This window comes from Anabaenopsis sp. FSS-46, assembly GCF_029891665.1.
GTDB lineage: Bacteria > Cyanobacteriota > Cyanobacteriia > Cyanobacteriales > Nostocaceae > Anabaenopsis > Anabaenopsis arnoldii.
Genome location: NZ_JANQDG010000038.1, coordinates 14,507 through 39,122, shown reverse-complemented (window position 1 = coordinate 39,122; position 24,616 = coordinate 14,507). Strand labels below are relative to the sequence as shown.

The following is a 24,616-nucleotide window of genomic DNA, read 5'->3' as shown; positions in this document are numbered from 1 at the left end:
GAAAATTATGGGTAGAAGTTGTGGCGCTAAACTAATGTAAAACTACCGTTTAAATTAATGAAAAAAGTTATAATTGTGGGCGCAGGACCAACAGGCGCTACTCTAGCTGTACTCCTAGTAAAACGCGGTGTTACAGTCACACTCATAGAAGCTGCGAAAGACTTTGGGCGAGTATTTCGCGGTGAGGGTTTAATGCCTAGTGGCTTAGATGCGATCGCCCAAATGGGACTATTAGAATTAATACAACAGATTCCCCATCGACCTCTCAAGGCCTGGGAGTTTATTCTTGGGGGTAAACAGTTATTCCGGGTAGAGGAACCCATGGGGTCACAGCAACCCTGTACATTAGTGTCCCAACCTCCCTTACTCCAAGCTTTGATGAGGGAAGCTCAAACCTATGATAACTTTGAATTTATACCGGGTGTGGCTGTCAAAGATTTATCCAGAGATAACCAACGGGTTACCGGTGTTATACTCAGTGATGGAAGACAACTGACTGGTGATTTAGTCATTGGCGCTGATGGTCGTAACTCCATTGTCCGCCAATGTGCGGGACTAAAATTAGTATGTCAGCCGAAAAATATAGATATTCTCTGGTTTAAATTAGCTGCTAGTGCTGAATTTGCTGCTGATAATGTGTTTCGCACTATTGTTAATGGCGATCGCATATTTAGCATTTTCCATGGTGCAGAGTCCGATAAATTACATTTAGGCTGGGTAATATCCCCCAATGAACCCACAGACTATAAACAGCCATGGGCGGAGGTTTTCGCCTCCCTATCTCCCCCATGGTTAGCAGAACATTTTCGCCAACACAGTGCAAGTATTACATCCCCTATAAAACTATCTGTGGTGGTGGGGAGTTGTCCCCAGTGGCATATACCAGGGTTACTGTTGCTGGGTGATGCGGCTCATCCTATGTCCCCTGTGCGCGCTCAGGGTATCAATGTGGCATTACGTGATGTGATTGTTGCGGCTAATTATTTAGTACCATTATTACAAGGAAATGCCGATCATAATCAGATTGATCTGATTTTATCACAGATTCAGGCAGAACGCCAGCCGGAAATTATCGGCATCCAGCAACTCCAGTTACAAGAAGCAGCCCAGGGGGAGAAATTACGCAAGTATCCTCTATTGCGATCGCTTTTGGTGCAAACCCCATTCATCGGTACAATAGTCAAGAAGTTGTGGTTAAGGCGACAAATTCAAATGCGCGACGGAATCACTCAGGTGTATTTAAAGGTCTAGTTTTTCCATATCTAATTAAACATGAATAATAAACAGCAACAGGTATTTTTTCAAATCCATCAAGGTTTACCCAGGGAAGGGCCGGGTGATTATCTCTATACTCAAAGTGCTTTTGTCAAGATGGTTGATTTACCACCAAGTCCGCAAATTCTAGATATTGGTTGTGGACCAGGTGCGCAAACTGTGGATTTAGCCCATCTGACCAATGGGGAAATTATGGCGATCGATAATCATGATGTTTATGTGGAAGAACTCAAACAAAGGGTAATCAATCAAGGATTATCAAAAAAAATCACTGTAGTCCAAGCTGATATGTTTAATCTTGATTTCCCCCCGGAAACTTTTGATGTTATTTGGGCGGAAGGTTCAATATATATTATTGGATTTGAAACAGGATTAAGGCAATGGCAAGTTTTCCTGAAAAATAAAGGTTATTTAGCAGCTTCAGAATTGACATGGCTGCGACCAGACCCACCAAAAGCATTAAAGGACTTTTGGGATCAGGCCTATCCACCCATGAATGATGTTGCTGGTAATTTAAACATCATCGCCAATACTGGCTATAAAATCATAGATTACTTGGTCTTACCACAGTCAGCCTGGTGGAACTACTATGAACCTTTAGAAAGAAAACTACAGGTTTTACAAAATGAATATTTAGATGATTTGGAGGCTATGGAAGTAATCGAAATGGAAAAAATGGAGATTGAATTTTATCGCCAGTATTCGGAATATTACGGTTACGTGTTTTACGTAATGCAAAATTCTTGACATTTCCACAGGCTTCTATCTGTGGGACTGTGAATATTTGTTGCAAATATGCTGATTTCCCAATCAAACCCCTTGACTATATGCACAATAGAAGAATGGCTTGTAATTAAAAGGCCACAATCCCTAAGTAAAATCAAAGGGAGGCTAGAAATGATTAGTAAAGCATATTTGGTAACTTCCGCGGTGATTTTTGCCTTAGTAGCAATATCACATTTTATCCGACTGGTTAATCACTGGTCAATTGCCGTTGGTACAGTTACCTTTCCTTTTTGGGGGTCATGGTTGGCAGTTATCTGTGCATCTGCATTAAGTATATGGGCGGTGAGACTAGCAACTAAGTGGACAACTAGCCCCCAATAAAGCTGTTTTGTCCCACAATCCCTACCCTAGAGGGGATGTTTTGGCGATAGTTATCCACACCGGAGACAGGGAATTAATTCCCTGTCTGAAAGCTTGATTCGGTTAAAAACCGACTGGTTGTTTTAATTATGACATCTATTTAGGGCGATCGCTCTGGGTTTAAGTGTGTGTAGGTTATATGTCTTATTTAATAGTTAGAGGATGTGTGGGCGATGGTTATCCACACATGAGGTATAATCGTTGCTTATCCACACCCGACCCAGGGAATTAATTCCCTTCAGTCAACATAACTGAGTTGACACATACCAGCTTGGAGATAGGGAATTTATCAATTGTGATCGCATTTAATTTAGAAGTCGAAACAGCAGGGGAACGCCTTGACCGCTATGTGTCCCAAGAATTACCAGAGTTATCCCGTTCTCGCATCCAGCAATTAATTGTCGAGGGTAATGTAAAACTCAATCATCAGGTATGCACAACTAAAAAAATTCCTGTGAAACCAGGCGATCGCATTAGTATAAAAATACCAGAAGTTACCCATCTAGAACTACAAGCCCAAGATATACCCTTGGACATCCTCTATGAAGATGACCAATTGCTAATCCTGAATAAACCCGCTGGCTTAGTTGTCCATCCCGCTCCCGGTCATCCTGATGGTACTCTGGTGAATGCTTTGTTAGCACATTGTCCCCATCTCCCTGGAATTGGCGGCGTTCAACGTCCGGGAATTGTCCATCGCTTAGATAAGGATACCACAGGGGCGATCGCGATCGCCAAAACTGACATAGCCTATCATAGCCTGCAAGCACAACTCCAGGCTAAAACTGCACGGCGCTCATATTTAGGTGTAGTTTACGGCGCGCCCAAAACCGCTGATGGTATGATAGACCTCCCCATTGGTCGCCACCCCCAAGATAGAAAGAAAATGGCGGTTGTCCCCATAGAAAAAGGCGGTAGGTCTGCTATCACTCATTGGCAGGTAGCAGAACGCTTGGGTAACTATACATTAATCCATTTTCAGTTAGAAACCGGGCGCACCCATCAAATTCGTGTCCATAGCGCTCAGATAGGTCATCCCATTGTCGGCGACCCAGTTTATGGTTCTGGTCGTTCTCTGGGCGTTAACTTACCCGGTCAAGCACTCCACGCTTGGCGACTCAAGTTACAACATCCAGTTTCTCAGGAGTGGATCTCGGTCACAGCTACCCCCCCGGCGACATTTAATACCTTAGTGCAAATTCTCCGCCGACGAGTAGAGTCCTGAAGTTTTGACACTCCCCCCCTCCTCAATATTGAGATTTGTAAACTTTTCCGCTGTTTTTTACCTTGGACAGATGAATTTTAGCCAGTTATGGTAAATTTTCCCAAGTTCAAATTAACAACTCTTAATAAAAACAGCATCCCCTCAAATTACAGACAAAACGACCAATGTCCTGTATTTACTTGCATTCTGCAATAATTAAGAAAATATAAAATTGATGATTTCTTGGGCTAGGAGGGTGAAATATGAAGTAATGTTGCGAAAAATTTCCCATTTACTCAGTTAGATTGCTTGTATGTAAAGGATTTGAGGGTGTTCTTATTCCCGCATCTTATTTATTCATAATTTGTAACAAATAAAGAATCTATAGCATTGTATAAACATATTCTGAGGGGTGGAAATAACAGACCAAAGTCAAACCAAGCAATGAGTTGATTCAAATTTGCGGGTTTCTCATAAAATTAACCCAGATTCTCATAAATACTTGTTAATCTAGTATTGAGGGAAGAAACAGACAAATCAAAACAAGCAGTTTGCTATCGGGTCTGTTGTCAACCATTCCCAATTTGATAAAACATTGCCAGTTTTAATCTAGACATCTCAGAACTAAGGAATTAGGAGATTAAAGTCCATGACATTAGACGTATTTACCAAGGTAGTTTCTCAAGCTGACTCCAGAGGCGAGTTTTTGAGCAACGAGCAACTAGACGCTTTAACCAACGTAGTTAAAGAAGGCAACAAGCGTTTAGACGTTGTTAACCGCATCACCAGCAACGCTTCAGCTATTGTGACCAACGCAGCTCGTTCTTTGTTTGAAGAACAACCCCAATTGATTGCTCCTGGTGGTAATGCTTACACCAACCGTCGCATGGCTGCTTGCTTGCGTGACATGGAAATTATCTTGCGTTACGTCACCTACGCAATTTTAGCCGGTGATGCTAGTGTTCTTGATGATCGCTGCTTGAATGGTTTGCGCGAAACCTACCAAGCTCTGGGAACTCCTGGATCTTCTGTGGCTGTTGGCGTGCAAAAAATGAAAGATGCTGCTGTAGCTGTGGCTAACGATCCCAACGGGATCACCAAAGGTGATTGCAGCCAGTTGATCTCTGAAGTAGCTAGCTACTTTGACCGTGCTGCGGCTGCTGTTGCTTAATATCACTGAGAAATTCCAGTACCAAAAAAATTTACGAAATACGAAGGAGATTTTAGAAGATGGTTAAAACACCAATTACCGAAGCGATCGCATCTGCGGATACCCAAGGACGTTTCTTAAGCAACACCGAACTACAAGCAGTTAACGGTCGTTATGTTCGTGCTATTGCTAGCATGGAAGCTGCTCGCGCGTTGACCTCTAACGCCCAAAGCTTGATTGATGGTGCTACCCAAGCTGTATACCAAAAATTCCCCTACACCACCCAAACACCAGGGCCTCAGTTTGCTGCTGACAGCCGTGGTAAGGCTAAGTGCGCTCGTGATGTCGGTCACTACCTACGGATTGTTACTTACAGCTTAGTTGCTGGTGGTACTGGACCCATGGATGAGTTTTTGATTGCTGGCTTGGCTGAAATCAACAGCTCCTTTGATTTGTCCCCCAGCTGGTACGTTGAAGCAATCAAATACATGAAAGCTAATCATGGTTTGAGTGGACAAGCTGCTAACGAAGCTAATACCTACTTTGACTATGCTATCAACGCATTAAGCTAGATAGTCTCTTGCCCGGGGAAGGATGCAATTTCTGGATGGAGTGAGTCACGCTTTGAGGTTAACCAAAAAACCGTTCTGACTCATCTAGCAGTTGGATCTGGCTCCGGGCAAAGTTTTATTGGAAAGCTTTAGTAAACTCGGCACTCGGGAAAAATAGCCGAAATGCAAATCAACAGGTGAAGCAAAATGGCAATTACAGCAGCAGCATCCAGGCTAGGAACAGAGCCTTTTAGTGATGCACCTCGATTAGAACTGCGCCCCAATGCCAGCAAAGATGAAGTTGAAGTTGTAATCCGGGCTGTTTATCGGCAGGTTTTGGGTAACGACTATTTGATGGCGTCGGAACGTCTGGTAAGCGCTGAATCACTCCTGCGAGATGGTAACCTGACAGTGCGGGAGTTTGTCCGCAGCGTTGCCAAGTCAGAACTCTACAAAACTAAGTTTTTTTATCGCAATTTCCAAACCAGGTTAATCGAACTTAACTACAAACATCTCCTGGGTCGCGCCCCCTATGATGAATCAGAAGTGGCTTACCACTTAGATTTGTACCAGAGCCAAGGCTACGACGGGGAAATTGACTCCTACATTGATTCACCAGAGTACCAAAATAACTTCGGTGATCATATTGTCCCATATTATCGTGGGTTTGAAACCCAACCAGGGCAAAAAACAGTAGGCTTTACCCGTCTATTCCGCTTATACCGGGGTTATGCCAACAGCGATCGCGCTCAGGTAGAAGGTGCTAAATCCCGTTTAGCCCAGGATTTAGCTAGCAATAAAGCCTCTTCAATTGTAGGTCCATCAGGCAGCAACGATAACTGGAATTTCCGTGCTGCTTCAGATGTGGCTCCCAAAAAGGCTTTAGGAAATGCAGTGGGTACGGGCGATCGCGTCTACCGCATTGAAGTAACAGCAATCCGTGGACCTGGTTATCCCAGTGTCAGACGGAGCAGTACAGCAATTATCGTACCTTATGAGCGACTTTCTGACAAGATTCAGCAAATCCACCGACAAGGCGGCAAAATTGTCAGCATCACCTCAGCTTAAGGTAGGGTTACTCACATCGTACAGGAGATATAGCAGTAATGTTCGGTCAAACCACACTTGGGGGCGGTAGCGTTTCTTCATCGGCCAGCCGAGTATTTCGTTATGAAGTTGTAGGCTTGCGCCAAAACGCAGAAACTGACAAGAATAAATTCGATATCCGTCGCAGTGGTAGCGTGTTTATCACAGTGCCATACAGTCGGATGAACGAAGAAATGCAACGGATTAACCGCCTAGGTGGCAAAATCATCAATATTTCCCCATTGAGCGCCATAGAAAACTAATATCCTGGCAATGAGAGAACCCACTGCGTCAGAATATTCAGCAGAAACCGCGCCTCAGTTGACACCAGAGGTAGCACTGGCTAACCTGCAATCATCAGATTTAAGTCTGCGCTATTACGCAGCTTGGTGGCTGGGTAAATTTCGCGTCCGCCGCCCAGATGTGATCAATGCCTTGATTGCAGCCTTAGAGGATGAAGCTGACAGAACAGAAATGGGAGGTTATCCACTGCGGCGCAACGCAGCCAGAGCATTGGGGAAGTTAGGTGATAATACAGCTATACCAGGGTTAATTAAGTGCTTGGAATGCCCTGATTTTTATGTGCGGGAAGCAGCGGCCCAATCTTTGCAAAAACTGCGGGAGAAAACTGCAGCACCCGCACTCATGAAAATGCTAGCTGGAGGTGTAGCCGAGGCAGTGCAAGTACCCGGCCGCCCTCATCTCAACCAGCCCTATGAAGCGGTAATAGAAGCCTTGGGAGCTATTGGTGCAACTGAGGCTATTTCTTTGATTTCACCGTTTTTAGAGCATGAAGTCCCAGGCGTAAACTGTGCCGCTGCTAGAGCAATGTACCAACTAACACAAGACCCCATTTATGGGGAGAGGTTAGTAAAAATGTTGTCTAGTGAAGACCTGAAGTTGCGCCGCCTGGTCTTAGGAGATTTGGGCGCAATTGGCTACATAGGAGCAGCGGAGGCGATCGCCAGCACCAAGGCAGAAAATAGCTTTAAACTCATGGCCCTTAAAGGATTGCTAGAGCATCAACTCACCCCAGAGTCAGAAGCCCTATCCGTTTCTGACCATGCCATCCAGGTGATGAACTTAATGGATTCACTTTTGTGAACTAGCGCGACGTGACTGATGAACTAATCCGTGCCGTCGCCCTGGCAGATACACCAGAAAAAATGGTGGCGGCAGTAAAAAACTTGGCAGCAGTCCCAGATGTTGCTGCCATTCCCACATTAATCGCAGTATTTGGTTATAACAACCCCACAGCTGCAACAGTGGCCGTGGCTGCACTAACAGCTATGGGAGCAACAGCAGTACCACAACTGTTATCCCAGATTGACGATTATAACTACGGCGCACGGGCTTATTCTATTCGCACCTTAGCGGCGATCGGCGACCCCCGTGCATTAGACGTTTTAATCACAGCAGCAGCCACAGACTTTGCTCCCAGTGTTCGCCGGGCTGCGGCTCAGGGTCTGGGAAATTTACATTGGCATCAACTTAACTCCCCCCACCGGGAGACAGCATTAAAAAAAGCTTTAGAAACCTTGCTGTTGATTTCCCAAGACTCAGAATGGTCAATCCGTTACGCTGCGGTAGTCGGTCTACAGGCTCTGGCTCAAATCCCCGATTTGCAGCTCCCCATCCACACCAGACTCCAGCAGATGTTAACTACTGACGAGGAAAAGGCAATTCGCGCTCGTGTGCAACTAGCCATTTCATAACTCATGCCTCCAATATCATAAAACAGGAAAAAAGTAAATATGTCAATACCACTGCTAAATTATGCGCTTACCACCCAGAATCAGCGGGTAGAAGGCTACGAAGTCCCCAACGAAGACACACCAACGATTTATCGCTTGTCAGATGCTACCTCAGATAAAGATATTGATGCCATTATTTGGGCAGCATATCGGCAAATCTTCAGCGAACACTTAATTATTGCCAGCAACCGCCAGAAGTTCCTGGAATCCCAACTGCGCAATCGCTCAATTAACGTCCGTGATTTTATCCGGGGTCTGGGTAAGTCCGAAGTCTACCGCACACAAGTAGCAGATATCAACACCAACTACCGCTTAGTTGACATCACCTTAAAGCGGTTTTTGGGACGGGCCGCTTACAACAAAGATGAAGAAATTGCTTGGTCAATTGTGATTGGTACTAAAGGTTTACACGGTTTCATCGATACCCTGTTAGACAGTGAAGAATATCTTCAGAACTTTGGTGATGATATTGTTCCTTACCAACGCCGTCGGTATAAAGACAGACCCTTTAACTTAGTTAATCCCCGCTACGGTTCCTACTGGCGCGATCGCATGATGTTAGAATCCTTCGGTGGTCGTTCCTTCTACACCGCCCGCACCACAGGGGTTGCTAGTAAACAGGAGATTCGTCGGGTGATTCCTGCCAATTTCATGGAAATGGCCGGGAAAATGATCACTGGCGAACGTAACTATCAAAGAACAGTGGCTACCGTCACCTCCCAAATCAAAGATATCAAGATTCCCGACAACTCCCGCGAAGTCGGTACGCCTCAACCCACTGTCAAACCTGTAGCTGTTGCTCTACCTTATCGTTATATTCCGGGAAATCCCACAAATTAAGGCATGAGTTTGTCATGGCTCGATCCCTAGGACTATAAACCACCCATGGACAGAGATCACACACTTGATTTATGTGATCTCTGGGAAAATAGCAGTCGGTGGTTAAGACCCATACAATTGATCATTGAATATTAGCAACTGTAATGACAATTCCTTTATTACAATACAAACCTAGTTCCCAAAACCAGCGCGTTGCTGGTTACGAAGTCCCCAATGAGGATACTCCCAGGATTTACCGCAGCGAAGACTGCTCTGTTGATAGTGAGTTCCAAGAATTAATTTGGGCCGCTTATCGCCAGGTTTTTAGTGAGCATGAAATCCTCAAGTTTTATCGCCAAACTAACCTGGAATCTCAGGTCAAGAATAGAGCTATTACTGTGCGCGACTTGATCCGGGGTTTGGCTAAGTCCGAAGCCTTTCGGAATTTGGTAGTAGAGACTAACTCTAACTATCGTCTTGTGGAAATTGCCCTCAAACGCCTCTTAGGTCGTGCTTCCTACAACAAAGACGAAGAAATTGCTTGGTCAATCAAAATAGCTACCCTGGGTTGGGATGGTTTTGTCGATGCTTTAATCGACTCTCAAGAGTATCAAAGCAACTTTGGCGACAACATAGTTCCCTACCAACGCCGGCGCTACAAAGATAGACCTTTTAATTTAGTCACACCCCGCTACGGTAATTACTGGCGCGACAAATTGGAAGAAGCCCGCTATAAAGCAGGGGACATCAAGAACTTTATGGAATTAGCTAATTCCATTGAAATTAAGACACTCAAATTTACACCAGTTAACCTAGCTAGCATCCAAATTCCCGACATGACAAGGGATACCAAACCCCAAGGTATACCCATCTCCATCAATTCCAGCGCCAATTTCCCCCTGGGATAAATACCTGTTGATAGTAAATTGCTGCCCAATCAGCTGTATCTATCAACATAATGCGGGACAATAACATAGGGAATCAGGCCTCCTTGAATTTTCCCAGCTAGCTTTTTGTTTAATAATTAATCAGAGGAAGAATCCAGTATGTCTGTGCCATTACTTAAGTACAAACCCACCACCCAAAATAACCGAGTCAGCAGCTTTGGTGTAGCTGACCAGAATGAAGATACACCATATATCTACCGGATTGAAGATGTCAGTTCTTACACTGATATCCAGAGCATCATTTGGGCTGCTTATCGCCAAGTCTTCAGTGAACATGAAATTCTCAAGTTCAACCGCCAAAAAACTCTGGAATCTCAACTCAAAACCGGTGCTTTATCTGTGCGTGACTTCATCAGAGGTTTAGCTAAGTCTGAAGCATTCTATCGTTTAGTTGTCAGTGTCAACAACAACTACCGTTTAGTAGACATCACCCTGAAGCGTTTATTAGGCCGTGCTTCCTATAACAAAGATGAACAAATTGCTTGGTCAATTGTCATTGCTACCAAGGGTTTTGGCGGCTTTGTGGATGCTTTAGTAGATAGTGACGAATATACCCAAAACTTTGGTGATAATATCGTACCCTACCAACGTAAACGCATGGAAGGTCGTCCCCACAACTTGGTCACACCTCGTTACGGCGAAGACTTCCAAGAAAAAGCCGGTACGGTTCAGACCGATTGGCGCTTCACCTTGGAGAAGTTCTATACCCGCAAATTCCAAGAAAAACGCCTGGCAGAAGGTGACCCACGCAAATATGCTGATATGGCAGCAGCAGTTGGTGCTAAAGGCAACTATGCGCAAAAGCTTTCTGCATTTGATATTGATTATCTCAATACCGTTCCCTACCGTAGTGGTAGTAGACGCTAAGATTAAATATCTAACTGTCTAAAACTCAAATTTTATACTGGGTCTGGTTTTTGCCTTCATGTGACGACGGGTTTACAGTTTTTCTGGGACTTTGGCGTTATGTTAAGTGGAAACTAGACCCAGTAGCTGTTGACTCCTCAAAACTCCCTTGCACTTTCATACATAATCGATTTTTTCAGCGATGCTGGGGTCAGTTACAAGGGCTTGATTTGATGATTCGGCTATTTGCAAGGCTACATCAAGGATAGCTGGTGGGGTGGTGGACATGGAGCTATTTCTTGAATAGTGAGGGTGGAAATTGGCAAGTCATAATTTACCCAAAGTATTTCTTGCCGTAACTCCTTGACGGAATGGCAATGCTTCAGGGGCGCTTTGATGCAGTTCCAATCATCATAAAGTTGCTGCATCAACGTACAATCATAGCCTGAAAGGGCAACCTTACCTTTAACTGAACGCAAAACCCCTGCCAATTGTCGATGTTCGTCATCGGTCATTTCGTAAGCGTAAGCTTTGCTATCCCCACGGGAATCGTGAGGGTACGGAGGATCACAGTAAAATAAAGTTTCTGGACTATCGTACCGTTGAATAATATCAGTTGCTTGGTCGTTTTCAATTTGCACACGCAGCAACCGTTGCACAATTTCTGGTAGATGCTCAACACTACCGAGCCACCGAGAAACTGCACCAGCCATTCCAGCCCTGCTAGTGAGTTTACAATGTGCCCATCGTCCGACACTGGCGGTTTGTGCCAACCCTGTTCTTACTTGTCGCGCCCGGACAAAAAATCGTCTAGCCCTTTCTAAATCTGATACAGCTTCGTGATCATTACTAATGGCAATGTGAAATTCTTCACGGGAAAATGGTGTTAACCCAATAGCCTGGATAAGTTCATCTTTTTGGTCACGTAACACCCGAAAGAAGTTAACTAGCTGCCCATCAATATCATTATAGGTTTCCACAGGTGCAGGCTCCCGGTTTAACAACACCGCTGCAGAACCCCCAAACGGTTCGCAATAGTGAGTCGTTTTGGGCAACAATGGCAAAAGCCAGTCTAAATGACTGTACTTACCACCATACCAACCAAATGCAATTTTTTTTGCCATCAGAGCCGACCTCTAATAGAGTGTTCCAAAAGTGGTGCTTATGCTAAATAATTTACAAATTCTATATGTAACTTAAATTATAGCGATCGCCTGAAACATTTGTGTATCTTGGTACTGATGTTTGATTGAGAGAATCAACCGATGGCTTTGATGTGAATTTTGGCTAATCACACTTATACGAATCCGGCATAATTGTGTCTTTGAGAATAGCACCCTTGAGGTGAGCATTTTGGAGTTTAGCACCCCTCAAATTAGCCCCTGTTAAATTAGCCCCTGTTAAATTAGCCCATGTCAAATTAGCACCGGTCAAATTAGCTTCACTGAGGTTGGCTCGTAATAGGTAAGCTCCACTCAGGTGAGTTTGGTGTAAATTAGATTTGTAAAAGTTAGCTTGATAAAGATAAGTTCCGTTTAATTGGGCGTTGTATAAATTAGCTTCACTTAAATCAGCAGCAATTAAATTCGCTGCAATGAAATTTGCAAAACTCAGGTTAGCTCTGATTAACTGCGCCTTACCTAAATCACCGTCTCTAAAGTTAGCGTCTGTGAGGTCAGTTCCAATTAGGTTAGCCTCAGCAATGATCGACCCTTCGAGATTTGCACCACTCAAGTCAGCCCCAATCAGATGAGCATCACTTAAATCGGCTTGGGTAAGTGTAGCACCGCTCAAATTAGCTACGGTCAAGTTAGCCGCCATGAGATTAGCTTCTATCAGCTTGGCTTGGTGCAGGTTAGCGCCACTGAGGTCAGCATGACTCAGGTTGGCTCGCACCAGTAAAGCATGACTTAAATTGACTTTATTTAAGTTCACCCCTTGGAGGTGAGCGCCTCTGAGGTTGTTTCCTTGTAAGTTGGCGGCGCTAATATCTACTTTCACCAGGGGATTTTGCTGTTTCCATTCTATCCATGTCACTGCACCTGCTTTGAGTAAGGCCAGATGCTCTTGATTTGCCATTTTTGCTCCTTTACTCATTCACACTTTGGGGGTTGGGGCGACCGGGGACATTTTCAATCGCTGCTAATGCTCCGGCCGCACCTGCGAGGATATCCTGTTCCGCACCACCTAAATACAACCGTCCAAAACTTCCCACAGCTTGCACTTCCAGGATATTAATTCCGGCGGCTTTCTCGGCTTCATTAGCCGCTAGGGCGGCGTAAGCTGCGGGCTGAACTTCTAATACATATAGTGTTTGTCCTGCAAGCAGTAGCTGTCCTCGCCGTGTACGATTAATTAACTGGGTCTGGTAAGCATCGATGTTGCGGATAATCTGGTTAGAAACTACACGGGGTTTTAGACATTCCTCTTTTTTCACTCCTAGTGTTGCTAAAATCGCTTGACCTGCAGCGCGGGTTTCTCCTTGGGAGCTAGAATGAATTTCTAATAAACCATATAGTCGTTCAACTATCTGCACTCCTGGACGCACGGAGGCGGATTTGAGTGCTACATCGGTAATGCGATTAATTTCAATACCCGGAGAAATTTCAATCCACAGTGATGTATCCCCCGGTAATGGTAGAAAACCTTGGGCTACTGTTCCCATATAGGCTGCATGTTGAGGTTGCAGGTTGTCGAGAAATACAAAACTGCGTAATTCTATTCCCAAGGTGATGCTCTCCAGTCATGTGGCTAAAATTTAGTCTAGTGCAATGTGTGAGTGTAACCTTAAAACTACCATAAAGTTTGGTACTACTGTGTTATTACCCATGACTGAAGTGAAACTGCACAAAGTTACCAAAATGTTGCGTTATAATCCCCAGTTCTTCATGAGCGAGTCAATCAGGGCGGGGATTGAACTAAGATTTTTGCGTGAAATCGCTACTAAATCGGTGCTACTTTTAACGCACTAAGTGCTGAACTGGCTCTCTACTTTGCAGGGTAGGAAGTTGTTGGTTGCTAAAGTTAGGATGTTGAGCATCAATTTGATGTGCTTTTTTTACTAGGCGATTAAATGCAGCATCAGTCATTTTTGATTGGTTAAAGAATTCCTGTGGGTCAACAAGATGAGTTTTTGCTAGCCTGTGTCCCATTTCTTTGAACACTAAACCAAGAGGGACATTAATTTCATTTTGAAGTTTGAGATATCGCGAGAAAATTGTGCCGTAAGCGGAAATTACCGAGCCAACGCCACCTCTGATCTGTGACCAACCGATATAGTATAGTCCTTTGTAATCATCCAGAAAGGAGTCTGCATAACATTGAACTACTGAACCTTCTACACGTTGCAGTTCTGGAGGTAAAAATGGATAGGCTACATAGTAACCAGTTCCACAAACAATCAGGTCAAATGTCTCTCGACTACCATCGACAAATTCAACTTCCCAGCCATCAAGGCGACGTACAGCCGGCTTGGGGGTGATTTTTCCATGCTTCAGGTAATAGGGGACTTCGCTGTTAATGGTGGGGTGTTTCTCGAAAATCCGATGCTGAGGTTTAGATAAACCATAATCTTCGTGACTACCGAAACTCAGACGGATGATTGTATGAATTATCAGGCGCGTCAACCATTGTGGGGCGCGCAATTTCGGTAAATCAGGAAATGAAATTACAGTAAATTTACGGTTGCCAGAAGTTTGAGGAATTGATGAACGGGACAGCCATTTTGGCATTAGCCCTCCAGGAAAATCAGCAATTGGGATTCCAGCAAATGTTTTGGGGATAAACCAAACTGATTCGCGCATACTCAGAACAGATTTGGTACTGACACGGGCGGCTTCTGCTGCTAAATCACAAGCTGAATTTCCACCGCCAATGATCAAAACTCGCTTTCGACGCAGCTGGTCTGGATGTTTGTAATCTTTAGAATGGATAATTTCGCCGTTAAATTTTCCCTGAAATTCCGGAAAACGTTTGCGCCAGTGATGACCATTGCACATCACTACGGCTTTATAAATTCGCTGTTCTCCATCAGCAAAGGTGACTTCCCAAAGATTATTTTCCACTGGTCGCACATAACTAATTGTCCGATTCAGTTCAATTTGCCCACGCAAATCAAAATAATTGGCAAAGGAGTTTAAATAATCCAGCATATTCTGGGCGCTAGGAAAGTCGGGATAATCATCGGGCATGGGAAAGTGAGTAAATTGAGTAATTTTGCGTGATGAAATAATGTGTGCAGTTTCATAAACGCCGTGATACCAATTGCCGCCGATATCATCACTAGCATCAACCTGATCATAGGAGATATCAGCAGCTTTTAGGGCTTGAGCCATACCCAACCCGATAAAACCCGCCCCAATAATCAAATGTTTGTCAGATTTATCGACCGTATGCTGATTTTTACTAGAGTTTCTGTCTTTGACCACTTTTCAATCTCCTAACGAATGTATGATTAATTAAGTTGACGATTTGAGGAAAATATCGTTTGAGAAGATGGGCATTTTGAGCGATCGCATCAGGAAAGATATGGAGTTTATTGCGCTGGATTCCTCGAATTGTGGCGCGCATGACTCTAGCTGGGTCGGTGGACACATTGTCCAGAAAATCATGATCAATCTTGCTTAAACTGCCAAACTTTTCACATTGCAGAATGGGGGTACGGCTAAAAAATGGGTAAATAGCCGTCACCTTTACATTGTAATCTTTGACTTCATGGAACAATCCTTCACTAAACCCACGCAAACCAAATTTGCTGGCGGCATAATGAATTAATCCAGGTGGAGACCACCAGCCTGCTAAAGATGAAATATTCACAATATGACCCTGTTGACGGGCAATCATATCAGTAGCAAATAGCGCACTTAACCGCATGGGTGTTAGCAGGTTAATCTGCATGAGGCGTTCCCATTTTTCGTTCGGGATTTCGTCCATGCGACCAAAGAAGGCAATCCCGGCATTGTTGATCAAAATATCAATGGGGATATTGAGTGCTTTCACCTGATGATAAAGGATTTGACAACCCTCTATACTAGAGAGATCAACAGCTATGCAAGCGAGGACATCACCGGTTGTAACTTGGTGTTGAATTGCTTGAACTCGTTCACGTAGCCTGGCTTCATCCACATCGGTTAAAATCAGTCGGCTACCAGCTTCTAGTAATTGTCGGGTTAGTTCCTGTCCAAACCCACCTGATGCACCAGTGATCAATACAACGGCTTTATCTAGTTGGGTCATATTTTTGTGCCAAGTTATAAATATTTATACAAGTATTTTTTTCGGGATTGTATTGATTTACAATCCCGTGTATTTCTCTAAGATATCAATTTTTGGGAACTATTACGTTTTTTTGTTATACCTGAGCGTCAGTTTCCGGCTTCAGTATAGGTGGGACAACGTTCGCGTAGCGCATACCACAGATGCACAGAGGACACTGAGTGAAGAAATATGGAGAGTTTTTTGGCTTTAAATCTGTGGTGATTTTAGTGTGGTTAGCAGTAGCAGTGACCACGGGACTTTAATATCTGGGATGAAGTTCGAGTATTTTCTGATTCCGGGTAAGGCTGCGGGTATAATAAACTTGAGGGAACGTAGGGACGCCGGGCGATCGCCTTGTTCGTCTACAATTCCATATTGTTGGGCTAGTTCTGCCACTATCTGCACTTTTCCTGTGCGCTGGATTATATTCGCATCAGCAGCCAAAGCCGCAATCACTCGCCCTGTTAATAAGGGGGTTTCCCAGTTATAACGGTCAACAAAGACTGAGTTTCTAGGGTCAGTCACATTTTCTGATCCTATCTCATCTGCTAAGGCGGAAATATGCTCAGTACCCACAATCCCCGGCCACAGGTCAACAGAGGCGACATTATCGGGTTTAAGTTCCACCGCCATATCAGCCACTAGGCGGTCACAGGCCGCTTTACCCACACCATAGGCGACACCGAAAATGGGGGACATACCGCCCCAAGAGGAAATAGTACAAATTAATCCTTGGCGACGTTGCACCATCATCCGAGCTGCAAAAATGCTGGCAACATAGTGGCTACGCAGACCGACATTATTAATATTATCCCACAGTTCAGGTTCACACTTCCAGAAAGATTTTCCTTGAGTCTCTCGTAAAGACTGGACTCCTGAGAAAGCGTTATTAACTAGTAAATCCAGTTGTCCATGTTGCTCATCTTGGATGCGTTCAAACAGCGATCGCACTTGCTGATCATTGCTATGATCTACCTGGACGGGAATACATATACCTCCGGCTTCCTCAACGGCCGCTTGGGTATGATTAAGATTACCGGAAATTCCCCCCACAGTATCAGAATTATCTAAACTGCGTCCGGTAATATACACAGTTGCCCCAGCTTCACCCAGTGCAATAGCAATTCCCTTACCAATTCCTCGGCTTGCACCTGTGACTAAAGTCACTTTTCCCTCAAGATTTTTCATGATTACAGATGTTATGGGTATCTGAGATTTTACCGTTTAGAAACAAACTGAATCATCTCACCTTCTAAAAAGAGGGATTAGGATCTACCATAGCAGAAAACAGGGCAGGAAAAAAGCTCTGATCCGGTGGTCACCAGTCCCGAAGTTGCCAACAAAGGAGTTATCAGTGGTATTACAAGCCCAAACCAGCACCTACGAAGCTAAAACTCAAGAAGTTGCTCGACAGCTTCTGGTCGCTACCCAAGAAAATCGCTCGTTTTTAGGTTCCCTACGCGATCAGATGCGATGGGATGATCAGCTGCTAACCTGGGCAATGAGTAATCCCGGTTTACGGGTACAATTGTTTCGTTTTATCGACACATTACCCGCTTTACATAGTAAATCAGAAATTGCCGCACATTTGCAAGAATATTTGGGGGCAGAATCTGTAGAATTACCTTCAGCCCTCAAGGGGATGTTGAATTTTGCTCACCCTGATTCTATGCCGGGACAAGTTGCGGCGACAACTGTTTCTAAGGCTGTGGAAACTTTAGCCCATAAATATATTTCTGGGGAGAATATTAAACAGGTTATCAAAACAGTTGAACGACTGCGAAAAGAAAAAATTGCTTTCACCATTGATTTACTCGGTGAAGCGGTCATTACTGAAACTGAAGCCCAGTCTTATCTAGAACGCTATCTAGAATTGATGCAACAACTAATAGAAGCATCAAAGAATTGGGGGCTAATTCCGGCTATTGATGAAGCTGATGGCGATATTTTACCACAAGTTCAGGTTTCTGTCAAGTTAACAGCGTTTTATTCCCAATTTGACCCTTTAGACCCTCAAGGAAGTGAGGAGAAAGTTAGCGATCGCATTCGGATTTTATTACGTCGGGCGCAAGATTTAGGGGCAGCTGTGCATTTTGACATGGAACAGTACGCCTACAAAGATTTAACTTTAAGTATTCTGCAAAAGTTACTTTTAGAAGATGAGTTTAGACAACGTACAGATATTGGTGTGACCATCCAAGCATATCTGCGTGACAGTCTAGAGGATGGGAAAAAGTTAATTTCTTGGTTACAACAGCGCGGTTATCCCCTGACAGTGCGTTTAGTTAAGGGTGCATATTGGGATCAGGAAACTATTAAATCAGAACAAAAACACTGGCCACAGCCAGTTTATAACGATAAAGCCGCCACAGATGCCAATTTTGAAGCCATTACTCAGCTATTATTAGAAAATCACCAATATGTCTATGCTGCTATTGGTAGTCATAATGTGCGATCGCAAGCTCGCGCTATTGCCATAGCCGAAAGTTTAAATGTCCCCCGTCGTCACTTTGAAATGCAAGTGTTGTATGGGATGGGGGATAAGTTGGCTAAAGCCTTAGTTAATCAAGGTTATCGCGTGCGGGTTTACTGTCCCTATGGTGAGTTATTACCGGGGATGGCGTATTTAATTCGGCGGTTGTTGGAAAATACAGCTAATAGTTCCTTTTTGCGGCAAAATCTCGAGAATCGCCCCATTGAGGAGTTGTTAGCACCCCCAAATGTCGAGTCTGAGGCCAAAGCCCAAAGGCGCAAACAAGAAGGGGGGTTTCTGGGTGCTGCGGATAGGGATTTTGCACAGGAGGAGCACAGAAATATGTTTACTGCGGCTTTGGCTGGGGTGCGCGAACAGTTAGGTCGGGTTTATTTACCTTTGGTGAATGGGGAGTATGTGAATACTCAGGAGTTAATTGATTCGGTCAATCCTGCTAATTTTAGCGAGGTAGTAGGTCGGGTGGGTTTAATTAGTGTGGCACAAGCAGAAGAGGCGATGCAAGCTGCTAAGGCCGCGTTTCCAGGATGGAGGAAAACACCAGTACACGAACGCGCTAGGATTGTGAGGAAGGCGGCTGATTTGATGGAGTTACGTCGGTCTGAGCTTGCAGCTTGGATTGTTTTGGAGGTGGGTAAGGTTGTTAAAGAAGCAGATGCAGAGGTTTCCGAGGCTATAGATTTTTGTCTTTACTATGCTGAGGAGATGGAACGCCTAGATAAAGGTGTAAACTATGACGTAGCAGGTGAGAAAAATCGTTATATATACCAGCCTAGGGGAATTGCTGTGGTGATTTCTCCGTGGAATTTCCCTTTAGCGATCGCCTGTGGAATGACTGTTGCGGCGCTAGTTGCAGGTAATTGTACTCTGCTCAAACCGGCGGAAACCTCCTCTGTAATTACTGCTAAATTCACAGAAATCTTAGTAGAGGCGGGTATTCCTCAAGGTGTATTCCAATACTTACCAGGTAAAGGCTCCCAAGTAGGTGCTTACTTAGTAAATCATCCTGACACTCATATCATTGCCTTTACTGGTTCTCAGGAGGTGGGTTGTCGCATTTATGCAGAAGCAGCTACCCTGAAACCAGGACAAAAGCACATGAAGCGAGTAATCGCGGAAATGGGGGGGAAAAATGCAATTATTGTGGACGAAAGCGCTGATTTAGATCAAGCTGTTGTGGGGGTAGTACAGTCAGCATTTGGTTACAGTGGACAAAAATGTTCTGCCTGTTCCCGGGTAATTGTACTCGAACCGATATATGATACTTTTGTCCAGAGGTTAGTAGCAGCGACAAAATCCCTGAATATTGGAGCAACAGAGTTACCTAGTACCCAAGTTGGACCGGTAATAGATGCTCAAGCACGCGATCGCATTTTGGCATATATTGCCACAGGTAAGTCACAAGCCCAAGTCGCCTTGGAAATGACCGCACCTACACAGGGGTATTATATCGGTCCAGTCATCTTTAGTGAAGTACCACCCGATGCCACCATCGCCCAACAAGAGATATTTGGTCCAGTCCTGGCGGTAATCAGGGTCAAAGATTTTGCCCAAGCTTTGGCAGTGGCTAACAGTACCAACTACGCCCTCACAGGGGGACTATATTCTAGAACACCCTCCCACATTCAACAAGCACAGACAGACCTGGAAGTAGGAAATGTCTATATTAACCGGAATATTACAGGTGCAATAGTTGCCAGACAACCCTTTGGGGGTTTCAAACTTTCGGGGGTAGGTTCCAAAGCTGGAGGGCCTGATTATCTGCTGCAATTCTTAGAACCGCGCACAGTGACCGAAAACATTCAACGCCAAGGGTTTGCACCCATCCCCGGCGCTGAATAAAAAAATCAAAAATTATCTTTGTTGAAGGGAACAGGGAACACACCCAACACACCGAAACAATCAAATCCAGTCACCTTTCCCTTTATAAGGGAAAGGTGAGGGTGGGGTCAAATAATATTCGATACACTAATCATGACTTGACAAACATCTTCTTAGAACTTCAAACCCGAACCAGCAACCGCCAAAATACCCCAACCAATAATGAAAGCCACACCACCCAAAGGGGTGATTGCGCCGAGCTTGTTCAAACCAGTTACACTGAGGGCGTACAAGCTCCCAGAAAAAATGCCAACACCAATGATAAATAACCACCCACTAGCTACTAACATGGGTTGAGGTGATGCTGTACGACTAATTAGTAAGGCTATTAACAAAAGTGCCAAAGCGTGGTACATTTGATAACGAGCGGCTGTATCGAAAATTTCCAGCGATCGCTCACTGATTTTACCTCGCAAAGCATGAGCAGCGAAAGCACCTGCGGCTACGGATAAACCACCTAAAACAGCAGCTAGGCTGACAAAAACTTGTGCCATTGCTAATGATGATTGATTCTAGATCTCAAAATGATATGATACCCCCCCTGTTTCACTGACCTGAAAATCCCCATTGAATTCTTTAGCTTTGATATCTAAGTACTCTCTAGCTGTAGCTGCTGGTAGTTGACAATTCATCGCCAAGCCTAAAACGGTGACGCGCCCGTTATTTTCTTGTAGCATTTGATAAAAAGTGGATTGGAGGCGATCGCTTAGTTGCTTCTGCAGTGCTTTTTGCTCATTTTTGCTCTGACGATATAACCCCAAGCCTAACCAACCACCTAACACCATTGTGGGTATACCAAAGATCATCCCATTTCTGGCGGTATTATCCAGGTAATAAACAGCAGGTTGATTAATAAACTCCTTTGCCACAGCCTGATTATATCCTGTGGAAATAGGCTTAAGGACAGATTTTTTCTCAAGTGTTGCTGAAACTGATAGTGTCAAAAACATGAATCCCAGTGTCAATAACCAACCCGCAGCCAGTTTTTCAGCAGTTTTCATAGTGTCACATCAGATTTTAAACTTTGCTTGCGATTCTAGCTTGAGTTGTCAAAAGCTTCCAGGGTGTTCAAGTCGGGTGGGTGAGGCCAGGTTCACCCACCATAATCCTGAAAACAGCAGTTCAGGTAAAATCTGTCTATTTTATTTCCGGGTTGCTTCTAGCAGACGGGAGTAATAAAAACGAGTTTTAGTCATAGCTTGGCGTTTGATTGCAAAGCCGTTATTTTCCAGGATTTTCACCACATCAGTCTCACGGTGGAGATAAGCGCGAGTTGCTTTACTCGGTCCAGGAAAGAAACTACCAATTTTCTTGAGTATACTTAAAGCACAGGTTTTCGGCGCAAAACTGATAATTATTCTTGACTGTGCTAAGGAACAAAGATGAGAAATCATTTCATCAGCTTTTTCTTGGGGGTAGTGAATGAGAACATCCAAGCAAATCACAGTGTGGTAACTACCACTCAATGATTCTAAATCCTGAACAGCGAAAGTAGTATTTTCGGCATTTTCCAAAGTGGCCAAGGCTCTATCCTTAGCTTCCGTGACCATTTTCTCAGAAATATCGCTGGCGTATATCTTAGCACCATTTGCCGCTAAGGGGATGCTGAGACTACCTACCCCACAACCAGCATCGCAGATTGATAACTCTGATAAATTCCCATCATCTTTGAGCCACCCAATAACTGTATCTACGGTTTGCTGGTGTCCATTGCGGATATCTAACTGGACTTTATTAACTTCCCCATCCCCGTAAATGCGTCGCCACCGGTCAAAGCCTGTAGAATTAAAATACTCACGAACAATGGTTTTATCGTCAGCTACGTTCATAAAGTTAAATCTTTAAGTGTTCCCAATCCTTAAAATTATCATTAATACCAAGGCCTCGAATACTCTACAAGATTTTTTTTAGAAGTTCTTTTCCTCATGTACGACAAACCAACTATAGAGAATAGCCGATTGACTAAACCCCCATTCTCTTGTTTTTTCTGCTTTTTTAGATTAAGATATAATCATACAATATAATTGCAGCCATCACTACATTCAAAAACATATTTTTTCATGAGATTTTTAAATATCTGTATACAGTATACATAATTGATTTACTCATTTAGCTTTATTGATTAGCAATGACATCAAATTTTATAACTGACAGTCCTATTATTCAATTTACAATTCTGCTGACAGTAATTTTTACAGTTCCGCCTATATTTGAGCGACTGCGAATACCTGGACTAGTAGGGTTGCTGGTAGCTGGTGTATTGTTAGGACAAAATGGGCTAAAATTTTTAGATTCCGATTCAGAAACCGTTAACTTACTCTCGGATATCGGCAAAGTTTACTTAATGTTTGTCGCAGGTTTGGAAATTGATTTAGAACAATTTCGCAGAACTAAAAATCGCTCAATTGTCTTTGGAATATTAACATTTTTAGTACCCTTAATTTCTGGTATCTTAGTCGGGAGATTTTTTAACTTTAGTTGGAATACTTCGGTACTGATTGGTTCTTTACTCGCCTCCCATACCCTCTTGGCTTATCCCATTGTTAGCCGTCTAGGAGTGGTGATGAATGAAGCAGTCACAGTCACAGTAGGGGCGACAATTTTCACTGACACAGCTGCTTTGTTAGTATTAGCCATTTGCGTAGGAATTCATGGGGGAGAATTTTCTACCCTGAGCTTAATAACCCTATTAGGTGGACTAGCAATTTACTCTGTGATTGTCCTGTTTGGTTTTGATTGGGCTGGTAAAGAATTTTTTCGCCGTTCTGGAGATGAACAAAGTAATCAATTTCTCTTCATATTATTGGCTTTATTTCTCGCATCTGTAGGAGCGCAGATTGTGGGAGTTGAAAAAATTGTGGGTGCATTTTTAGCAGGTTTAGCAGTCAATGATGTTGTAGGACGTAGTCCAGTTAAAGAAAAAATTGAGTTTATTGGTAGCGTCCTATTTATCCCTTGTTTTTTTGTAGACATGGGACTGTTAATTAATATTCCCGCCTTTATCAAAACTCTCGGTTCTATTTGGTTAACATTAGTAATTGTCACTGCTTTAATTTTCAGCAAATTTATAGCGGCATTTTTGACCAAATTAATCTACCGCTACAGTAATGTAGAAATGCTGACAATGTGGTCATTGTCATTACCACAAGTAGCCGCCACCTTAGCAGCATCCTTGGTTGCTTATCAAGCCTTAAACCCTGCTGGTGAAAGGCTCATTAGTGAAGGTGTCTTAAATAGTATAATTGTCCTCATGGTAGTTACTTCAATTGTTGCACCATTGATTACCGCTCGATTTGCAGCTTTATTACAAGTACCCCAAACCGACTTTGAAACAGAAAGTTTAGCAACTTGGTGGGAACATCATGACCCACAACCCCTAGAACCAACTCAGCATCCATTCACTGTAGTAGTACCAATACATAACTCCCGCAACCAACGCTACTTAATTGAAATGGCGGCTTTAATAGCTCAACATCAGTCTGGAAGAATTTTACCATTAGCTATTAATAAAGCCCATGTTCACATGGATGACCCCCAATTAGGAATATCACTAGAGCAAAGTCAGCAAAGGTTGAAACTAGCTGAGGAAATTAGCGCCGAGTTTAATGTTCAGGTTTCTACAGCAGTTCGCATTGATGATGATATAGCTTTAGCAATTAGTCGCACCAGTCGAGAACAAAATGCTAATTTAGTCGTGATGGGTTGGTCTCGCACCACAGGTTTACGTGCCAGATTATTTGGTAATGTGATTGATAGTGTTTTCTGGTCTTCTCACTGTCCAGTCGCGGTAGCTCGTCTGGTAAAAAGTCCGAAAACAATTGAGAGAATTATTGTCCCCATTGGAGATTTAAGACCTCAAACTATCAGCGCTTGGAAGTTTGCAGAAATGTTGGCTGATGTGAATCAGTCGGAGGTTGTACTATTACACGTCTCTAACAGCAAAACCCCTACTAATTTAGTAGAAGAATTTACAACTCAGTTAACTGAAATTGTCTCTAAAAGTCACTTAAAGGTAAATACACATATCCGAACTATTGTAGATGATGATGTTGCTCAAACTATAGTTAGGGAAGCCCAAGGATTTGATTTGGCGGTGTTACGCTCCGTACGTTATCGTACCACAGGGGGATTAGCTGTTAGTCAAGTCACAACTGAGGTAATTGAAGAGTTAACTGGTTCTATTGTGTTATTGGGTGAAGCTCATCTTTGA

24 protein-coding genes are annotated in these 24,616 nt (G+C 43.7%); 15 read left to right on the top strand and 9 right to left on the bottom strand.

Annotated features, from left to right (window positions below; translation table 11 throughout):
- The first annotated feature begins 57 nt into the window (after nucleotides 1–57).
- The 13 genes from NWP21_RS03720 (at nucleotide 58) to NWP21_RS03660 (ending at nucleotide 10,799) form a co-directional block, all read left to right on the top strand.
- Nucleotides 58–1,251 carry an FAD-dependent monooxygenase gene (locus NWP21_RS03720; protein ID WP_280791662.1) on the top strand — a complete coding sequence of 398 codons (1,194 nt, stop codon included), beginning with the start codon at nucleotides 58–60 and terminating at the stop codon, nucleotides 1,249–1,251.
- 21 nt (nucleotides 1,252–1,272) lie between these two features.
- Nucleotides 1,273–2,022, top strand: coding sequence for a class I SAM-dependent methyltransferase (locus NWP21_RS03715; RefSeq protein WP_280791661.1), 750 nt, complete (start codon nucleotides 1,273–1,275; stop codon nucleotides 2,020–2,022).
- A gap of 150 nt (nucleotides 2,023–2,172) precedes the next feature.
- Nucleotides 2,173–2,382 carry a hypothetical protein gene (locus NWP21_RS03710; protein ID WP_280791660.1) on the top strand — a complete coding sequence of 70 codons (210 nt, stop codon included), beginning with the start codon at nucleotides 2,173–2,175 and terminating at the stop codon, nucleotides 2,380–2,382.
- A 334-nt stretch (nucleotides 2,383–2,716) separates the two neighbouring features.
- Nucleotides 2,717–3,646 (top strand): RluA family pseudouridine synthase, encoded by a 930-nt coding sequence (locus NWP21_RS03705; protein WP_280791659.1) that lies wholly within the window; start codon nucleotides 2,717–2,719, stop codon nucleotides 3,644–3,646.
- Nucleotides 3,647–4,274: 628 nt separating this feature from the next.
- A complete protein-coding gene (locus NWP21_RS03700; RefSeq protein ID WP_271733772.1) occupies nucleotides 4,275–4,796 on the top strand; it encodes a phycocyanin subunit beta in 522 nt (173 codons plus the stop codon).
- A gap of 59 nt (nucleotides 4,797–4,855) precedes the next feature.
- Nucleotides 4,856–5,347 carry a phycocyanin subunit alpha gene (gene cpcA / locus NWP21_RS03695; protein WP_271733773.1) on the top strand — a complete coding sequence of 164 codons (492 nt, stop codon included), beginning with the start codon at nucleotides 4,856–4,858 and terminating at the stop codon, nucleotides 5,345–5,347.
- A gap of 186 nt (nucleotides 5,348–5,533) precedes the next feature.
- Nucleotides 5,534–6,394: a phycobilisome linker polypeptide gene (locus tag NWP21_RS03690; protein WP_280791658.1), complete on the top strand. Its 861-nt coding sequence runs from the start codon at nucleotides 5,534–5,536 to the stop codon at nucleotides 6,392–6,394.
- A 38-nt stretch (nucleotides 6,395–6,432) separates the two neighbouring features.
- Nucleotides 6,433–6,675, top strand: coding sequence for a phycobilisome linker polypeptide (locus NWP21_RS03685; protein WP_271733775.1), 243 nt, complete (start codon nucleotides 6,433–6,435; stop codon nucleotides 6,673–6,675).
- Nucleotides 6,676–6,685: 10 nt separating this feature from the next.
- Complete coding sequence (locus NWP21_RS03680) at nucleotides 6,686–7,516, top strand: HEAT repeat domain-containing protein (protein ID WP_271763603.1); 831 nt, start codon at nucleotides 6,686–6,688, stop codon at nucleotides 7,514–7,516.
- 11 nt (nucleotides 7,517–7,527) lie between these two features.
- Nucleotides 7,528–8,127 carry a HEAT repeat domain-containing protein gene (locus NWP21_RS03675; RefSeq protein WP_280791657.1) on the top strand — a complete coding sequence of 200 codons (600 nt, stop codon included), beginning with the start codon at nucleotides 7,528–7,530 and terminating at the stop codon, nucleotides 8,125–8,127.
- A gap of 39 nt (nucleotides 8,128–8,166) precedes the next feature.
- Entirely contained in the window at nucleotides 8,167–9,006 is an 840-nt protein-coding gene (locus tag NWP21_RS03670; RefSeq protein ID WP_280791656.1) for a phycobilisome rod-core linker polypeptide, read from the top strand.
- 143 nt (nucleotides 9,007–9,149) lie between these two features.
- Entirely contained in the window at nucleotides 9,150–9,893 is a 744-nt protein-coding gene (locus NWP21_RS03665) for a phycobilisome rod-core linker polypeptide (RefSeq protein WP_271733779.1), read from the top strand.
- A gap of 138 nt (nucleotides 9,894–10,031) precedes the next feature.
- Nucleotides 10,032–10,799, top strand: a complete 768-nt coding sequence (locus NWP21_RS03660; protein ID WP_280791655.1) for a phycobilisome rod-core linker polypeptide — start codon at nucleotides 10,032–10,034, stop codon at nucleotides 10,797–10,799.
- A 233-nt stretch (nucleotides 10,800–11,032) separates the two neighbouring features.
- Here NWP21_RS03660 and NWP21_RS03655 read toward each other — a convergent pair whose 3' ends face one another.
- The 6 genes from NWP21_RS03655 to NWP21_RS03630 form a co-directional block, all read right to left on the bottom strand.
- Nucleotides 11,033–11,902, bottom strand: coding sequence for a DNA adenine methylase (locus NWP21_RS03655; RefSeq protein WP_280791654.1), 870 nt, complete (start codon nucleotides 11,900–11,902; stop codon nucleotides 11,033–11,035).
- Nucleotides 11,903–12,065: 163 nt separating this feature from the next.
- Entirely contained in the window at nucleotides 12,066–12,857 is a 792-nt protein-coding gene (locus NWP21_RS03650; RefSeq protein WP_280791653.1) for a pentapeptide repeat-containing protein, read from the bottom strand.
- Between the two features lie 10 nt (nucleotides 12,858–12,867).
- Nucleotides 12,868–13,506 (bottom strand): hypothetical protein, encoded by a 639-nt coding sequence (locus tag NWP21_RS03645; RefSeq protein ID WP_280791652.1) that lies wholly within the window; start codon nucleotides 13,504–13,506, stop codon nucleotides 12,868–12,870.
- Between the two features lie 232 nt (nucleotides 13,507–13,738).
- Nucleotides 13,739–15,205 carry an NAD(P)-binding domain-containing protein gene (locus NWP21_RS03640; protein WP_280791651.1) on the bottom strand — a complete coding sequence of 489 codons (1,467 nt, stop codon included), beginning with the start codon at nucleotides 15,203–15,205 and terminating at the stop codon, nucleotides 13,739–13,741.
- Nucleotides 15,183–16,013, bottom strand: coding sequence for an SDR family NAD(P)-dependent oxidoreductase (locus NWP21_RS03635; protein ID WP_280791650.1), 831 nt, complete (start codon nucleotides 16,011–16,013; stop codon nucleotides 15,183–15,185). The genes NWP21_RS03640 and NWP21_RS03635 overlap by 23 nt, the downstream gene beginning before the upstream one ends.
- A 228-nt stretch (nucleotides 16,014–16,241) precedes the next feature.
- Nucleotides 16,242–17,222, bottom strand: coding sequence for an SDR family NAD(P)-dependent oxidoreductase (locus NWP21_RS03630; protein WP_280791649.1), 981 nt, complete (start codon nucleotides 17,220–17,222; stop codon nucleotides 16,242–16,244).
- A gap of 166 nt (nucleotides 17,223–17,388) precedes the next feature.
- On the opposite strand from NWP21_RS03630, the gene pruA reads away from it, so the two are divergent.
- A complete protein-coding gene (gene pruA, locus NWP21_RS03625; RefSeq protein ID WP_280791648.1) occupies nucleotides 17,389–20,367 on the top strand; it encodes an L-glutamate gamma-semialdehyde dehydrogenase in 2,979 nt (992 codons plus the stop codon).
- A 152-nt stretch (nucleotides 20,368–20,519) separates the two neighbouring features.
- Here the strand turns inward: pruA and NWP21_RS03620 are convergent, their stop codons facing one another.
- From NWP21_RS03620 to bchM, 3 genes are all read right to left on the bottom strand, one after another.
- Nucleotides 20,520–20,900: a DUF423 domain-containing protein gene (locus NWP21_RS03620; RefSeq protein ID WP_280791647.1), complete on the bottom strand. Its 381-nt coding sequence runs from the start codon at nucleotides 20,898–20,900 to the stop codon at nucleotides 20,520–20,522.
- Nucleotides 20,901–20,918: 18 nt separating this feature from the next.
- Nucleotides 20,919–21,407: a hypothetical protein gene (locus NWP21_RS03615; protein ID WP_280791646.1), complete on the bottom strand. Its 489-nt coding sequence runs from the start codon at nucleotides 21,405–21,407 to the stop codon at nucleotides 20,919–20,921.
- 141 nt (nucleotides 21,408–21,548) lie between these two features.
- Nucleotides 21,549–22,235, bottom strand: coding sequence for a magnesium protoporphyrin IX methyltransferase (bchM, locus tag NWP21_RS03610; RefSeq protein WP_271733789.1), 687 nt, complete (start codon nucleotides 22,233–22,235; stop codon nucleotides 21,549–21,551).
- A gap of 299 nt (nucleotides 22,236–22,534) precedes the next feature.
- On the opposite strand from bchM, the gene NWP21_RS03605 reads away from it, so the two are divergent.
- The gene (locus NWP21_RS03605; RefSeq protein ID WP_280791645.1) at nucleotides 22,535–24,616 is read left to right on the top strand and encodes a cation:proton antiporter; all 2,082 of its coding nucleotides are present in this window, start codon (nucleotides 22,535–22,537) and stop codon (nucleotides 24,614–24,616) included.

What these genes read in the sequence shown, in the direction of transcription:
- NWP21_RS03635 (WP_280791650.1), bottom strand. Translation starts at nt 16,013, where the DNA reads ATGACCCAACTAGATAAAGCCGTTGTATTGATCACTGGTGCATCAGGT.
- NWP21_RS03690 (WP_280791658.1), top strand. Translation starts at nt 5,534, where the DNA reads ATGGCAATTACAGCAGCAGCATCCAGGCTAGGAACAGAGCCTTTTAGT.
- NWP21_RS03650 (WP_280791653.1), bottom strand. Translation starts at nt 12,857, where the DNA reads ATGGCAAATCAAGAGCATCTGGCCTTACTCAAAGCAGGTGCAGTGACA.
- NWP21_RS03605 (WP_280791645.1), top strand. Translation starts at nt 22,535, where the DNA reads ATGACATCAAATTTTATAACTGACAGTCCTATTATTCAATTTACAATT.
- NWP21_RS03615 (WP_280791646.1), bottom strand. Translation starts at nt 21,407, where the DNA reads ATGAAAACTGCTGAAAAACTGGCTGCGGGTTGGTTATTGACACTGGGA.
- NWP21_RS03630 (WP_280791649.1), bottom strand. Translation starts at nt 17,222, where the DNA reads ATGAAAAATCTTGAGGGAAAAGTGACTTTAGTCACAGGTGCAAGCCGA.
- NWP21_RS03710 (WP_280791660.1), top strand. Translation starts at nt 2,173, where the DNA reads ATGATTAGTAAAGCATATTTGGTAACTTCCGCGGTGATTTTTGCCTTA.
- NWP21_RS03620 (WP_280791647.1), bottom strand. Translation starts at nt 20,900, where the DNA reads ATGGCACAAGTTTTTGTCAGCCTAGCTGCTGTTTTAGGTGGTTTATCC.
- NWP21_RS03700 (WP_271733772.1), top strand. Translation starts at nt 4,275, where the DNA reads ATGACATTAGACGTATTTACCAAGGTAGTTTCTCAAGCTGACTCCAGA.
- cpcA (WP_271733773.1), top strand. Translation starts at nt 4,856, where the DNA reads ATGGTTAAAACACCAATTACCGAAGCGATCGCATCTGCGGATACCCAA.
- NWP21_RS03715 (WP_280791661.1), top strand. Translation starts at nt 1,273, where the DNA reads ATGAATAATAAACAGCAACAGGTATTTTTTCAAATCCATCAAGGTTTA.
- NWP21_RS03665 (WP_271733779.1), top strand. Translation starts at nt 9,150, where the DNA reads ATGACAATTCCTTTATTACAATACAAACCTAGTTCCCAAAACCAGCGC.
- bchM (WP_271733789.1), bottom strand. Translation starts at nt 22,235, where the DNA reads ATGAACGTAGCTGACGATAAAACCATTGTTCGTGAGTATTTTAATTCT.
- NWP21_RS03670 (WP_280791656.1), top strand. Translation starts at nt 8,167, where the DNA reads ATGTCAATACCACTGCTAAATTATGCGCTTACCACCCAGAATCAGCGG.
- NWP21_RS03720 (WP_280791662.1), top strand. Translation starts at nt 58, where the DNA reads ATGAAAAAAGTTATAATTGTGGGCGCAGGACCAACAGGCGCTACTCTA.
- NWP21_RS03660 (WP_280791655.1), top strand. Translation starts at nt 10,032, where the DNA reads ATGTCTGTGCCATTACTTAAGTACAAACCCACCACCCAAAATAACCGA.
- NWP21_RS03680 (WP_271763603.1), top strand. Translation starts at nt 6,686, where the DNA reads ATGAGAGAACCCACTGCGTCAGAATATTCAGCAGAAACCGCGCCTCAG.
- NWP21_RS03655 (WP_280791654.1), bottom strand. Translation starts at nt 11,902, where the DNA reads ATGGCAAAAAAAATTGCATTTGGTTGGTATGGTGGTAAGTACAGTCAT.
- NWP21_RS03685 (WP_271733775.1), top strand. Translation starts at nt 6,433, where the DNA reads ATGTTCGGTCAAACCACACTTGGGGGCGGTAGCGTTTCTTCATCGGCC.